Annotated in this window: 12 protein-coding genes; 4 read left to right on the top strand and 8 right to left on the bottom strand. The window is 67.4% G+C overall.

Features of this window, described 5'->3' with window-relative positions:
• The first annotated feature begins 145 nt into the window (after positions 1–145).
• Entirely contained in the window at positions 146–1,015 is an 870-nt protein-coding gene (gene ppk2 / locus AC1D1A_RS03455; protein WP_476947146.1) for a polyphosphate kinase 2, read from the top strand.
• A 28-nt stretch (positions 1,016–1,043) separates the two neighbouring features.
• Entirely contained in the window at positions 1,044–3,812 is a 2,769-nt protein-coding gene (locus AC1D1A_RS03450) for a cation-translocating P-type ATPase (RefSeq protein ID WP_476931161.1), read from the top strand.
• Between the two features lie 94 nt (positions 3,813–3,906).
• Here the strand turns inward: AC1D1A_RS03450 and AC1D1A_RS03445 are convergent, their stop codons facing one another.
• Positions 3,907–4,443, bottom strand: a complete 537-nt coding sequence (locus AC1D1A_RS03445; protein ID WP_476851241.1) for a hypothetical protein — start codon at positions 4,441–4,443, stop codon at positions 3,907–3,909.
• Between the two features lie 256 nt (positions 4,444–4,699).
• Between AC1D1A_RS03445 and AC1D1A_RS03440 the strand changes: the two genes are divergently transcribed.
• Both AC1D1A_RS03440 and AC1D1A_RS03435 read left to right on the top strand, forming a co-directional pair.
• Positions 4,700–5,539, top strand: a complete 840-nt coding sequence (locus tag AC1D1A_RS03440) for a DUF1206 domain-containing protein (RefSeq protein ID WP_476947145.1) — start codon at positions 4,700–4,702, stop codon at positions 5,537–5,539.
• A gap of 113 nt (positions 5,540–5,652) precedes the next feature.
• Positions 5,653–6,234: a hypothetical protein gene (locus AC1D1A_RS03435; protein ID WP_476931162.1), complete on the top strand. Its 582-nt coding sequence runs from the start codon at positions 5,653–5,655 to the stop codon at positions 6,232–6,234.
• 25 nt (positions 6,235–6,259) lie between these two features.
• On the opposite strand, the gene AC1D1A_RS03430 is transcribed toward AC1D1A_RS03435, so the two are convergent.
• The 7 genes from AC1D1A_RS03430 to AC1D1A_RS03400 all read right to left on the bottom strand — a co-directional run bounded on the left by AC1D1A_RS03430 (position 6,260) and on the right by AC1D1A_RS03400 (position 13,842).
• Positions 6,260–7,261 (bottom strand): DNA topoisomerase IB, encoded by a 1,002-nt coding sequence (locus AC1D1A_RS03430; RefSeq protein ID WP_476886967.1) that lies wholly within the window; start codon positions 7,259–7,261, stop codon positions 6,260–6,262.
• A 237-nt stretch (positions 7,262–7,498) separates the two neighbouring features.
• Complete coding sequence (locus tag AC1D1A_RS03425; RefSeq protein WP_476947144.1) at positions 7,499–8,974, bottom strand: FAD-dependent oxidoreductase; 1,476 nt, start codon at positions 8,972–8,974, stop codon at positions 7,499–7,501.
• An 88-nt stretch (positions 8,975–9,062) separates the two neighbouring features.
• Positions 9,063–10,349 carry a uroporphyrinogen-III C-methyltransferase gene (cobA, locus tag AC1D1A_RS03420; RefSeq protein WP_476947143.1) on the bottom strand — a complete coding sequence of 429 codons (1,287 nt, stop codon included), beginning with the start codon at positions 10,347–10,349 and terminating at the stop codon, positions 9,063–9,065.
• A 123-nt stretch (positions 10,350–10,472) separates the two neighbouring features.
• Positions 10,473–10,769, bottom strand: a complete 297-nt coding sequence (locus AC1D1A_RS03415) for a putative quinol monooxygenase (protein ID WP_223913715.1) — start codon at positions 10,767–10,769, stop codon at positions 10,473–10,475.
• A gap of 199 nt (positions 10,770–10,968) precedes the next feature.
• The gene (locus tag AC1D1A_RS03410) at positions 10,969–11,907 is read right to left on the bottom strand and encodes an ABC transporter permease (protein ID WP_143264635.1); all 939 of its coding nucleotides are present in this window, start codon (positions 11,905–11,907) and stop codon (positions 10,969–10,971) included.
• Positions 11,897–12,622 carry an ABC transporter ATP-binding protein gene (locus tag AC1D1A_RS03405; RefSeq protein WP_230010266.1) on the bottom strand — a complete coding sequence of 242 codons (726 nt, stop codon included), beginning with the start codon at positions 12,620–12,622 and terminating at the stop codon, positions 11,897–11,899. Before AC1D1A_RS03405 ends, AC1D1A_RS03410 begins: the two co-directional genes overlap by 11 nt.
• Before the next feature lie 44 nt (positions 12,623–12,666).
• Positions 12,667–13,842: an ABC transporter substrate-binding protein gene (locus tag AC1D1A_RS03400; RefSeq protein WP_476947142.1), complete on the bottom strand. Its 1,176-nt coding sequence runs from the start codon at positions 13,840–13,842 to the stop codon at positions 12,667–12,669.
• Positions 13,843–14,084: the final 242 nt, after the last annotated feature.

Genomic DNA, 14,084 nt, shown 5'->3' with positions numbered 1-14,084 from the left:
TGCCGTAGACCGGACCCGAGCCGCGGTCAACACTAAGAATGGCAGGACGCCGCACGAGGGTGCCCGCGACAAGTGCAGCCGCGCCCCAGTCCCGGGCCGGGGTGCCGGTCTCGTTGGATGACAGTCTCGCCGGTGTCGCAGTGTTGTGGTTTACCTCAGCAAGTACGTCGCGAGGAGGTCGATGGTGGGCAAGAAGAAGAAAAAGTCCAAGGGCTCCGACGCAGAGGACGGGCGCGCCGGGAAGAAGATGCCGCGCAAGAAGTACGAAGCGGAGATGGAGGTCCTGCAGGGTGAACTGGTCGCCATGCAGGAGTGGGTGAAGTCCACCGGAGCCAAAATCTGCATCGTCTTCGAAGGCCGCGACACGGCCGGCAAGGGCGGCACGATCAAGCGCATCGTCGAGCGGGTGAGCCCCCGGGTGTTCCGCGTGGTCGCGCTCCCCACACCGACCGAGCGGGAGAAGTCGCAGATGTACCTCCAGCGCTACATGTCTCACTTCCCGGCGGCGGGCGAGGTGGTCATCTTCGATCGCAGCTGGTACAACCGTGCGGGCGTCGAGCGGGTGATGGGTTTCTGCACACCGGAACAGACCCAGAGGTTCCTCGACATGACCCCGATGGTGGAGAAGGCGATGGTCGACTCCGGGATCATCCTGCTCAAGTACTGGCTCGAGGTCAGTGCGGACGAGCAGACCAGGCGGCTCGAGAGCCGCATGGACGACCCCCGCAAGACCTGGAAACTCTCTCCGATGGACCTGAAGTCCTACAAACGGTGGTACGACTATTCCCGGGCCCGGGACTCCATGTTCGAGGCGACCGACACCGCCTGGGCGCCGTGGTACATCGCGCACAATGACATCAAGAAGCGCGGCCGGCTCAACGTCATCAGCCATATTCTCAGCCAGGTGCCCTACGAGCCGTACCCGGGGCTCGACGTCGAGCTCCCCAAGCGCCAGAAGGCCGGCGATTACACCGAACCGGCACTGTCCGTGCGGCACATCCCCACCCCGTTCTAAGCAGCGCCCCGGCGATGAGGAGGAAGTCATGAGCGACGATCCCGGAGCAGTAGCTGGGGTGGCCCCGGCGGAGGCTGACGCGAGCTGGTACGCGCTGGCACCCGCTGAAGTGGCGGCCGAGCTGAAGGTGGATCCGGCTGGCGGATTGAGCACGGGAGAGGCGCAGCAGCGGCTGCAGGAGTACGGCCCGAACGCCCTGGCCGCCGCTAAGCAGGAGCCGGTGTGGAAGCGGTTCTTCAAGCACTATCAGGACTACATGCAGATCGTCCTTGTGGTCGCCGCCCTGGTCAGCTTGCTGATTGCGGAATACGGAACCGCCATTGGGCTTGCCCTGCTGACGCTGTTCAACGCGTGGCTGGGGTACCACCAGGAGGGCAAGGCCGAAGAAGCCGCCGCCTCCCTGGGGCAGATGATGAAGGCTATGGCCAAGGTGCGCCGCGACGGTGACGTTGTGGAGCTCCCCGCCGAACAGATCGTCCCCGGCGACATCGTGGTGGTCGATGCCGGTGACCGCGTCCCCGCCGACGGCCGGATCATCCTGGCGGCAACCCTCCAGATCGAGGAGGGCGCCCTGACCGGGGAGAGCGTCGCCGTCGAGAAGGACACCGAGACCATCGGCCGGCACGACGTCGGCATCGGCGACCGCCTGAACATGGCGTTCATGAACACGAACGTGACGCGGGGCCACGGCGAAATCCTCGTCACCACCACCGGCATGGGCTCGGAGGTCGGCCACATCGCCCACATGCTGTCCGGGCAGAAAGTGGAGAAGACCCCGCTCACCAAGCAGGTGGACCGGCTCACCATCTTCATCATTATCGCGGCCCTCTTCGCGTTTATCGCCATCGTCGTGATGGGCCTGGCCTCCGGCGAGTCCTTCGCGGTGCTCTTCGGAATCGGTGTGGCGCTGGCAGTCGGCTCCATCCCGGACGCGCTGCCCGCCGTCGTCACCACCATCCTGTCCGTCGGGTCGGTCAATATGGCCAAGAAGAACGCCATCATGAAGGTCCTCCCTGCGGTCGAGACCCTGGGCTCCACCTCGGCCATCAACTCGGACAAGACCGGCACCCTGACCCTGAACCAGATGACGGTCCGCGAGATCACCACAGTGCAGCACCACTACACCGTCAGCGGTGAGGGCTACAGTTTCGACGGCCAGATCCAACGGACCACGGGGGACGCCGAACGGGACCTGGACTACGTGATGTTCTCCTGCGCCCTGTGCAACGACTCCGATATCAACGACGGCGAGGTGGTCGGGGACCCCACCGAGGCGGCGCTCTACGTGCTCGCGCAGAAAGGCGGCGTGGACGTCAGGGAATTCCGCCGGAACAACCCGCGCGTGGCGTCGGTACCGTTCGATTCCGACTACAAGTTCATGGCCACGTTCCACCGGATGCCGGGGGCCGATGGCAGGCCCGTGATCCGGGCCTACGTGAAGGGGGCACCCGACGTCCTCCTGAGCAGGTCCTCGTTCGGCCGGATGCCGGGCGGCCACGCCGAGCGCCTCACTGACGAAATGCGGGGCAAGGTGCTTGCCGAGAACGAACGCATCGCCAGCCAGGGCAGGCGGGTGCTCGCCCTGGCGCAGCGCGAGTTCGACCCGGCGACGTTCCAGCCTTCGGGCGACCTGATGGCGCTGATGCAGGATCTGGAGATTTCGGCGCTGATCGGCGAGGTTGACCCGCCGCGCGCCGAGGCGGTGGCCGCCATCGCCAAAGCAAAGCACGCCGGCATCCGGGTCCGGATGATCACCGGCGACCACGCCGTCACCGCTGCGGCGATCGCCGACGAACTGGGCATCAGGGGCCGCGCGGTGACCGGGGCCGAGTTCGCGGCGATGAGCGACGCGGAGGCTGACAGCCAGGTGGACGGGATCGGCGTGATCGCGCGTGTCGCCCCCGAACACAAGGTCAGGCTGGTCGAGGTGCTCAAGCGCAAGGGCAACATCGTGGCCATGACCGGCGACGGCGTGAACGACGCGCCGGCCATCGCGGCCGCCGACATCGGGATCGCGATGGGCATCACCGGCACCGACGTCGCCAAGGGTGCGGCCAAGATGATCCTGGCCGACGACAACTTTGCCACCATCGTGGCGGCGGTCGAAGAGGGCCGGCTCGTGTACGACAACCTGCAGAAGTTCATCCGGATCCAGGTCGCCAACCTGTTCATGTTCATTCTGGCGTTCATCGGATCCTCGGCCTTCGCCATAGCCGGCACGGCCCTGCTCAGCCCGGCCCAGGTGCTGTGGATCCACATGGCGATCGTCGCCCCGATTGGGGCGGTGATGGGCCTGGATCTCGCGACGCCGGGCATCATGGACCGCAAACCACGGCCCTTCAACCAGCCGATCCTCGTCCGGTCGATGATGGTGCGCCTGTTCGTCGTCGGGCTTTTCATGGCGGCCGCGACGCTGATCCTCGTGCAGATCGGCAAAACCACCTACGGTTCACTGGAGGTCGGCCAGACCATGGCTGTGGTGGGGCTGGGGCTGATGAACATCTTCGTGGCGCTCAATCTGCGTTACCCGACCGAGAGCGCCTTCGGGCCCGCCACGGTGTCCAACCCGAAGCTGCTCTGGGCGTTCGCGTGGGCCGTCCTCGGCTCGATGCTGATCACCCAGATGAAGGTGATGCAGGACCTGTTCGGCACGCTGCCGCTTTCCGGCCAGCAGTGGCTGCTCTGCCTGGTGCCGGGCGTGGTGTTGCTGTTCCTCGGTGAAATCTTCAAGATCATCCTGCGGGCCCGGCAATCGAAGGGCCGGGCCGCAGTCCCGGCTCCCCCCGTTCCGGCGTGAGAGTGCTGTTCCGGCGAGAGTGCGACTGCCAATGTTGAGGGCCGGAACGCGATGTTCCGGCCCTCAACAGTGGCGCATACCGGCTGTTCCGGGGCTAGCGGACGAGGCCCTTCAGGACGTTCTTGGGCCGCTGCATCTCGCCGTGCTTGGCGCCGAGCACGATCACCCAGCCGGCGAACACGGGGATGGTCCACTGCAGGATCTTCAGCTGCTGCTGCGCGGAACGGAGTTCCTCGGAGGCACCCGGCTTCGGCTCGGTGGCACCCTTGGCGCCCTCGGCGGCCAGCTTGTCCACCTTGGCTCCCTGCAGGCCCGCGTACAGGGTCACAGCGGCACCGGCGAGGGTGACGACGGACTTGTAGACGCTCAGGCGCGTGACGCCGTCCTGCTTGGCCATCCGGCCCTTGTTCTCCCACATGACGGCGAGGCCCGAAAGAAAATGCGCCCCAAACGCCGCCGCCTGGTACGGCGCCCACTTCTTCCAGCCCAGGCTTGAGAGGCGGGTACGTTCCGCCGGGTCCTTGGCAGCAGCCGTGGCACCGTTGAGCCCAATGGCGCCCATCAGGGAACCGCCGAACCAGGCGGCCGCCGTCAGGTCGTGAATGGATCGGGCAACAAGATTACCTGCCATGTTGAGCTTCCTATCATCTGTCTTCGAATCCGAATCGCAGGGGCAGCAAGGCTGCCGGTCCGCGGCATGTCCACGAGCGGGGCCATGACCCGGCTATGGTAAGCACACTTACCATAAACGCGGTAGTCCAAGCGGCTGCCACTTCGCCGCGCGTAGAATCGGCGCCATAGGCACACCGCCGTAAGGCACAACACCGGCACACCGCCCTTGGCACGACACCGTTCCACCGGACCAGATGAGGAATAGCCGCATCACCATGGCAGAAGAAGAGTCCGGGATCGAAGCCGCCATCGGCGACGCCGTCGACACCGCGGAGGCGGCGTCGAACAGCACCGCGCTCGACGTCGTCGCCCGTTCCGGATTCGCGGTGATGGCACTGCTTCATATCGTGATCGGGGCCATCGCCGTCGCCCTGGTCCTGGGCGCGCCGGGCCAGGCCGAACCCACCGGCGCCATCGAACAACTCGCTGCCAACCCCTGGGGTCCGGCGGTGATGTGGGCGGCCTGCATCGGCTGCGCGGGACTCGCGCTCTGGCAGCTGAGCGAGGCGACGCTCCGGGGCCGCCACCTGCCGCGCCGGGAGCAGCTGGGCAAACTCATTTCCTCCGGCTTCCTTGCCATAGCGTACGGGAGCGTCGGGCTGAGCTTCGCGGGCTTCGGGCTCGGCCAGCGCGGCGATTCGGGCGACTCGACCCGGGATTTCAGCACGGCCCTGATCCAGTCACCGTTGGGGGTTCCGGCCCTGGTCGGCCTCGGGCTCACCATCATGGGAATCGGCGTGTATTTCGTCGTCAAGGGCTTCGGGAAGAAGTTCAAGGAGGAACTGCAGCATTTCGAAGGGACCCGCCGCGGCAAACTGATCAGCGTGCTTGGCGTCACCGGCCACGTCTCGAAAGGGCTGGCGCTGATCCTGACCGGGCTGCTCTTCGTCGTGGCCGCGGCGACCAACAATCCCGGTTCCTCCACCGGCCTGGACGGCAGCCTCAAGGCACTCCGGGACCACCCCTTCGGCCCGTACCTGCTCCTGGCAATCGGGGCCGGGTTCATTGCCTACGGCGTGTTCGCGCTGGTCCGGGCGCGTTTCGGCCGGATGTAGCCGCCGCCCTGGGTGGGGATTTTCTTGTTTGGCATCTGCCCGCGGGACTATCGTGGAGCTACCCCGGGCCGGGCTGGGACGGCCACCGGCGCCAGGTCTCGCAGAGGTATGGCATGAGCTACGTTCCGGTGAGCAGACGCACCCTCCGACGGCATCGTGAATCTGAGCGGTCCACGCGGCGGCTCGTGGCCGCCCTGTCCGCCGCGGCCGCGGCGGCCTGGCTGCTCTCGGTTACGTTGTCCACCGCGGTCCATGTCGACACCTATGTCCACCATGTCGCCGTCGTGCTGCACGTGCTGTCGATGGTGGTGGCCTTTGGCGCCGTCGTCCTGGTGGACTGGCACGGCTTCCTGTGGCTGATCGGCAGACGCGACCTGGCCGAAACCATCAGGCTCGACGGCGCGGCGACACCGCTGATCTGGGGCGGCCTGGCCGGCATGCTGGCCACGGGCGTGTTCCTGAATCCGCACCTGAGCAACCCGATGACGGACCTCAAGCTCGCCGCCGTCCTTGTGCTCAGCCTTAACGGGATCATGCTCATTCCGCTCATGCGGCGGCTGGCCAGGCTGACGCCCGATGCCTCGTTCAAGGACCTGACCGCCGGGCAACGGGTCCATCTGCTGCTGTGCCTGGTGATCTCGCAGCTGTGCTGGTGGACGGCGATTGTCATCGGGTTCATCAACGCCGAGTTCTGAGGTGCCGCCGGGCCGCGCCCGGGAACTAGCCGGCGGCCTTCCGCAGCGGCACCACGTCGCCTTCCTGGTACAGCAGGGCGCGGATCTCGGACTCGGCGGAATCCAGCCGCCTCGGGTCGATCGTTTCCCCGGCCGCGAAGTGGTCCAGCAGCCGGGGATCCACGTAGCTTTTCCGGGCGATCGACGGTGTGTTGCCCAGGACCGCGGCCGCGTCCTGCATGGCCTGGCTCACCGCACTCTTCCGGGCCGAGACTTTCGGCTGCGGGCCGCTCTGCGCCAGGCTGACCGCTGCCGCCGCCGTCCCCCGCAGGGTGCGGAAATCCTTCGCGGTGAAGTCCTCCCCCGTGCGCTCCTTGACGTACCCGTTGATGTCCGCGCTCGACACCGGATGCCAGCTGCGGCCGTCCTTGTAGGCCAGCAGGCGGGCGTTGCCGCCGCGGCGCTTGAGCTGGCGCACGACGGCGGCGAGGTCGGCGTCGTCAATCCGCGACTCCCAGGTCTTGCCGCTCTTGGCCGGGAAGCTGAGCCGGAGTTCGTCCTTGCGCACCGTGACGTGGGCGCAGAGCAGGGTGGCGAGGCCATGGCTGCCGTTTTCATTGGTGTAGCGCTCCGAGCCGACGCGCAATGATCCGCTGTCGAGCATCCGAAAGGCGGCCGCCAGCACGCGTTCCCGCGTCAGCCCTTCGGAGCGCAGGTCCATGGTCACCAGGCGGCGTGCGGTCGGCAGGGTCTCAGCCAGCTGGAGCGAACGGTCGAACTTCAGCCGGTCCTTCCGTTCCCGCCAGCTCGGATGGTAGATGTACTGCCGCCGGCCCACCGCGTCCACTCCCGTGGCCTGGATGTGCCCGTTGTCGTACGGGGCGATCCAGACGTCGGTCCAGGCCGGCGGGATCCCGATGCCCTCGAGCCGTTCCCGCACGGGGCCCGGCGGCAGGGTGGAGCCGTCCAGGTCCTTGTAACTGAACCCGGTCCCGGCGGGGACCCTGCGGTATCCTCGGCCGGACGCGTTGCTGTGGCGGAGCCTCATTGGCCGGCCCTGGGCGAGTGTTCATCCATGACGGTAAGCCTACTGACTACCGCCCGGGATTCCACGTAAATCAAACAACGCGGGGTCACTTAGCGCCTATAATCCCTTCCGGGATGGGCGGGAAGTGACCCCGCGCTGGTCTGCGTCGTTGTTCTGTGTTGCTCTGCGTCGTTGCTCTGTGTTGCTCTGTGTTGCTCTGTGTTGCTCTGCGTTGCTCTGTGTTGTTCTGTGTTGAGGCTAGACCTCGACGGCGGCGCCGCGGGAGATCTCCACCATGTCCTCGCGGGGCACCACCTTGATGCGCTCGCGCTGGACGGCGACGCCGTGCGACCCGCCGGCAGCGGTGGCCTTTTCACCCAGGGCGCGCTCGTGCTCGTCCAGGGCCAGCCAGCCTTCCCAGCTGGTGTACTCGACGCCGCGGCCCGCGAGGAGCTCGACGATCGCCTCGGGGGCGGGCGCCGAGGCCAGCGGCAGGTTTTCGCGGTCCTCAAACAGGTAGGTCACGGTTTCGAGGGCGTCACCCTTGGTGTGGCCGATCAGTCCCACCGGGCCGCGCTTGATCCAGCCGGTCGCGTAGATCCCCGGCATGTGGGTGCCGGCGGCGTCCAGGACCCGGCCGCCGTCGTTCGGGACGACTCCCTTGCTGTGGTCGAACTCGACCTCGGGGAGGGCGGAACCGAAGTAGCCGATGGCGCGGTACACGGCCTGGACCGGGTACTCGACAAACTCGCCCGTGCCGCGGGCGTTGCCGGTGCCGTCCAGTTCGGTGCGCTCGAACTTGATCCCGGCGACGCGGCCGGGCGCGTCGGCGCCGTCTGTTGTTTCTGCGTAGATCTCGACGGGGCTGTGCAGGAAGTGCAGGTGCAGCCGGCGGGACGCGGTGAGCTCGGAGAGGTCCTCGGGCTGCTCGGCGATCCAGTTGGTGAGCGTGCCCACCATGGTCTTGGTCTGGTTGTTGCTCTGGATCTGCCGGTCCGATTCGGCGTCGAACTCGAAGTCCTCGGCGTAGAGGATGATGTCCACGTCCTTGGAGTGGGAAAGTTCGCGCAGTTCCAGGGGCGTGAACTTGACCTGGGCGGGCCCGCGCCGGCCGAACACGTGCACGTCCGTGACCGGCGAGGACTTCAGCCCGGTGTAGACGTTGTCCGGGATTTCGGAGACCAGGAGGTCGTCGGCGTGCTTGGAGAGCATGCGGGCCACGTCGAGGGCCACGTTGCCGTTGCCGATCACGGCGATTTCCTTGGCCTCCAGCGGCCATTCGCGGGACACGTCGGGGTGCCCGTCGTACCAGGACACGAAGTCGGCGCCGCCGTAGGAGCCCTCCAGCTCGATGCCGGGGATGTTGAGGTCCGCATCCTTGATGGCGCCGGTGGCGAAGATGACGGCGTCGTAGTGGGTGCGGAGGTCATCGATGGACAAGTCCGTGCCGTAGTCCACGTTGCCGAAGAACCGGATGTCGCCGCGGTCCAGGACCTTGTGCAGGGCGTTGACGATGCCCTTGATGCGGGGGTGGTCGGGGGCCACGCCGTAGCGGATCAGACCGTAGGGTGCCGGGTAGCGGTCGAAGAGGTCGATGCTGACGGTGAGTTCGCCGCTCTTGACGGCTTCGCTCTTGGTCAGGATGTCCGCGGCGTAGACGCCGGCGGGACCGGAGCCGACGACGGCGACGCGCAGCGGGCGGGCGGCGGTTCCTACGGGGGTGCTAGTTGACACGGCTGTGTTCCTTTTTTCTTCTGCATCCGTTGCTCCACAAACGCCCTTTGGGGCTTGATAACGGCAGTTGTGGAGCAATCGACGGGTGTTAGGGGGTCAGTACGCGGGTCTTGGTGGTGCGGGGAGCGTTCGGGGAGGTGGTGCTGTAGTCCGCGGTCTTGAAGTGCGACGGCGCGAACGGGCTGACGCGGACCACGTCGCCGATCACGATCACGGCGGGATTCGCTACGCCTGCGGCCTCCGCCTGGTCCGCGATGGTCCCGAGGGTTCCGATGGTCACCCGCTGGTTTGGCAGGTATCCATTCTCTACGATGCCAACAGGCGTCTGAAGAGGCAAACCGGCGCGGGCCATGGAGGCTGCGGAATCGCGCAGCTGGCCCACACCCATGAGCAGGATCACAGTGTGGTCGGCACGGGCCGGGACTTCCGAGAGTTCCTCATGGCCGGTGACCACACTGAAGCCTTTGGCCAGCCCGCGGTGCGTGACCGGGATGCCGGCGGCGGCGGGGACGGAAATGGCCGACGTGACGCCGGAAACCACTTCGACCTCGACGCCGTGCTGCCGGCAAAATTCGGCTTCCTCGCCGCCGCGGCCCAGCACGTAGGGGTCACCGCCCTTGAGCCGGACCACGCGGTGGCCCTGCAGGGCTTCCTCGACCAGGATCCGGTTGATTTCAGACTGCGGCACCGGATGGTGGCCGGGGGTCTTGCCGACCTCCACCACACGGACATCGGGGGCCAGTTCGGCCAGGAGTTCACGCGGGCCGAGCCGGTCCGCCACCACGACGTCGGCCTGGCCAAGGAGCCGGCGGCCGCGGACGGTGATGAGTCCGGTGTCGCCGGGACCGCCGCCGACGAGGGCCACGGATCCGGGAGTTGCCCCCGTGCCGGAAACTCGGTGCCGGCGCAGCGGCAGGTCTCCGGTGGCCAGGGCGGTGGCGACGGCGTCGCGCAGGGCCATGGCGCGGCGCGGGTCTCCGCCGGCGTTGACGGCGATCTTGACGTCGTCCACCACGGCGACGGCGGGCGTCCAGGCGGCGGAGGCTTCGTGGTCGGAGGCGTTGACGCACCAGATGCGCTGCGCCTCGGCGTCGGCGGAGACCTGCGCGTCCACGGCGGCGTCGCCGGTGGCGGTCTGGACGAACCAGACGCCGTCGACGTCGGAGCGGCGGTACTGGCGGGGCTCCCAGTTCAGGAGGCCGGCGTCGGCAAGTTCAGCGAGCGCCGGGCAGGCGGCCGGTGCCACGACGGTGACGCGGGCTCCGGCGTCGAGCAGCCCCTTGGTGCGCCGGGCGGCCACCGGGCCGGCGCCGACGACCAGCACGGGACGGCCGAGGAGGCGCAGGGCCGTGGGGTAAATGTCCTGAATTGCCATGCATCGACGATAGGGCGGCGTCACATAGCGGAACAACGGTGCGGCAACACCAGTTCACGCAAGGTAACGCCGCGTCACATAATGGCAATCGCCGCTCCTGATCTGCGGCGGCCGGGGGCACCCCTATTTCACGGCGATGAGTTCGATCAGCTTGATGTCGGGATCCTTGGCGAGCAGGGCGGGACCGTGTTCGCCGAGGGCGGCGGGGATGGCGCCGCTGAGGTGGGCCTGACGGTCCTCCTCGGTATCGAAGGTGTCGAAGATGCCGAAGGTGTTCTCGTTGACCCGGAAGGCATACCAGGTGCGCGTTCCGGGCTCGTTGAGCACTATTTCGCGCCCTCCGTTCAGGAAGTCCCAGACGTCCTGTTCCTTCCCCGCTTTGGCTTCGACCAGGGCCAGCACGCCAAATTTTGCCGCCACAGCGACCTCCTAGGAATCGGGCTTTGCATCAGCCGTGGAAGGGGCCGCAACCCGGCCTCTAGGCGTGAGTGTAGGCCCGTGCCTGTACCCGGGCAAGGAGCCATCGAAAAAGCAACGCGGAGTCACTTACGGCCCATAAACCAATGGATTATGGGCCGTAGGTGACCCCGCGTTGCTTTGGAGGAGCTGGGTGGCTGGCCTAGCGGGTGCTGCCGGCCAGAAGGCCGCGGCGGCGGAGCAGCCGCTTTTCAATCGGTGCGAACACGAGCAGCTCGATCAGGATTCCGACGGCGAGGATCAGCAGGATGGCGGACATGACGATGGTCATGTCGGACAGGACGCGGCCCTGGTCCAGCATGGAGCCCAGACCGAAGCCGATGGTGCCGCCGACTGCGATGATTTCCGCCGCCATGAGCGAGCGCCAGGAGAACGCCCAGCCCTGTTTGAGACCGCCGAGGTACCCGGGCAGGGCCGCCGGCAGGATGATCTGCAAGGCCAGCTGGAGCCGGGACGCACCCAGGACCTTTCCGACGCTGCGGTACTGCGGCGGAATCTGGTCCACACCGGAGATCAGGCCGTTGATGATCGAGGGAATCGCACCCATGAACACCACGAAATACACGGTGGCATCCGTGATCCCAAACCAGAGAATAGCGGCCGGCACCCAGGCCACCGACGGCAGGACCTGCAGCCCGGAGATCAGCGGCCCGAAAGCGCGCCGCAGCGGTGCCACCTGGGCCAGCACGAGACCCACCGGCGTCGCGATCACCACGCTGATCAGGAAGCCCACGACGCCGCGCTGCAGCGAGGTCCAGACGGCCTCTTGAAGCTTGCCCTCCCCCCACAGGGTTCCGACCTGGCCGATGACATCCAGGGGGCCGGGCACGACGTCGCGCCGCTTGAAGCCGAGGGAGACGTACAACTGCCAGAGGATGATCAGCACCGCGAGCGCGGCCACCGGCAGCAGGATCCGGCTCCAGTCGATGCGGACCTTGCGGATGGAGTCTGACTGCAGGGAGTCGAGGCCCGCTTCGAGCTCGCGGAGGTCTTCCTTGCCGGTGGAGGAACGGGTCAGGGCGGCGTGGACCTTGCGGGTCTCCACCGGCGCTTCCGCCACGGGAAGCTGGTTACTTGGCATGGCGGCGGATCTCCTCGCGTAGCCGGGCGGTGATTTCGCCGGTGAGCTGGCCGGCCAGTCCGGCGTCGGTGCGGTGCTCTTCGCTGACGTGCCATTCCCGCACCACGCGGCCGGGCCGGGAGGAGAGCAGCAGGACGCGCTGGCCCAGCCGGACGGCCTCGCGGACGTTGTGGGTGACAAAGACGATGGTCCGGCCGGTTTCCTTCCAGATCCGTTCCAGCTCGTCATGGAGCAGGTCCCGCGTAATCGCGTCCAGGGCCGCGAACGGCTCGTCCATGAGCAGCAGCTGGCGGTCCTGGGCCAGCGACCGGGCCAGGGAGACGCGCTGGCGCATCCCGCCGGAGAGCTCGTGGGGCCGTTTGTCCCCCGCACCGCCCAGGTGCACCAGGTCCAGCAGCTCCCGCGCCCGGACCCGGCGGTCGGCTTTCCCGACGCCGCGCAGCTTCAGGGCCAGCTCGATGTTCTCCCGCGCGGTCAGCCAGGGAAACAGTGCCGCGTCCTGGAACATGAAGGCGGCGCCGTCGCTGGGCACTTCCAGGGCGCCCGACGTCGGGGCCTCCAGTCCCGCCATGATGTTGAGCAGGGTGGACTTGCCGCAGCCGGAGGCACCGAGCAGGGCGACAAACTCGCCCTGCCCGATGGTGGCGTTGACGTCGTCCAGCACCGGGGCGCCGGCGCCGAAGCGCTTGCCCAGGTGTTCCAGTACGACTGGCATGGTCTGGTCCTTACTGTTGTGGCGGATGGCTGGGGGCCCGGGCGCTAGTCCTTGCCGAGCCCCTCGGCGGAGATCTTCTTGCCGGCACTCTCGCTCAGAACGCTGTTGAGCGCCGTGAGGTCGAAGATGCCGTTGATGTCGGCCTGCTTCGTGGTGCCGGCGTCGACGCCGTCCTGGAGCAGCTTCTTGTACGTCCCWGCGAGCGGGTCGGTGGTGAAGAGAATGTTCTTCAGGGACCGGTCGATGACGTCGGCCGRCAACGCCTTGCCTGCGGCGGCCTTGAGTCCGTCGTTGAGGACGGTGGCTTTCTCGGCGGCGGGCGCCGCGTTGAGCCAGTCCACGGATTCGACATGGCCCTTCAGCAACGCCTGCACCGTGGCAGGGTGCTCGGCCGCGAACGTCTTGTTGACGATCAGGACGGTGGTGACGAACTCGCCCTTCTCCCACAGGTCCTTCTCGTCGACCAGGACCTTCGCGCCGGCCTGGAGCACCAGGCGGGAGGCCCAGGGCTCAGGCAGCCACGCGCCGTCGAGCTTGCCGTCCTGGAACAACTTGAGGGTCTGGGCGTTCTCGGTCGGGTTGATCGAGACGTCGCCGCTGCCGTCCGTGGAGGTCTTGAACCCCTGCTTGCCGAGCCAGGCGCGGAGGGCCACGTCCTGGGTGCCGCCGAGCTGCGGCGATGCGAGCGTCTTGCCCTTGAGGTCGGCCGCCGAGTTGATGCCGGGCTTGACCACCAGCTGCGCTCCGCCGGCCGCGGCGCCGGCGATGATGCTGATGGACTGGCCGTTGCTCTTGACGTAGGAGTTGATGGCCGGGTTGGGGCCGATGTAGGTGGCGTCGATGGCGCCGGCGTTCAGGGCCTCGAYCGCGGCCGGGCCGGCGTTGAACACCTGCGTGCTGAGCTTGGTCGCCCCGAGGTCCTTGGCGATGAACCCCTTGTTGACACCCACCAGGGCCGGAGCGTGGGTGATGTTGCCAAAGTAGCCGAGCCTGAGTTCCGTGGCCGGGCCGGCGTCCGCCGTTGCCGCTGCGGGGGCGGTTTCGGGGTTGCGGGACAGCGAGGATGCAACTGCTGCGCCGGCGCCGATCAGGAGCACGAGGCCCGCGACCAGGGCGATCTCCAGGGTGCGCTTGCGTTTGGGTTTGCCGGTCTCGCCGGCGACGATCCGGGTGGTGCCGGGCTGTGTGCCGGGCCCGGGGTTTTCGGGGGTGTGTGACATGGGTGAAGTCCTGTTCTGGGGTGTGTGCGGAAGGGCCGGGCGGATGGTCAGCGCCGGCGACATCGCCCCTGGAAGTCCCTGCGGGGGAGGCCGGGGAACCGTTCCTGTGTCTTCATTCATTCACCATAGGGAGTGTCATATTCGGGGTTCAACGGCCCGGAAACCGGGGGTCACGCGGGTTCACGCAGCGTCACATTCGGCCCCAAAAGACGGCAGCTTGTTTCCCGGACAGCCGCCCATGG

Source organism: Arthrobacter sp. P1_B9 (assembly GCF_056406495.1).
The sequence above is the reverse complement of the archived record's forward strand: the minus strand, read 5'-3'. Positions and strand labels throughout refer to the sequence as shown.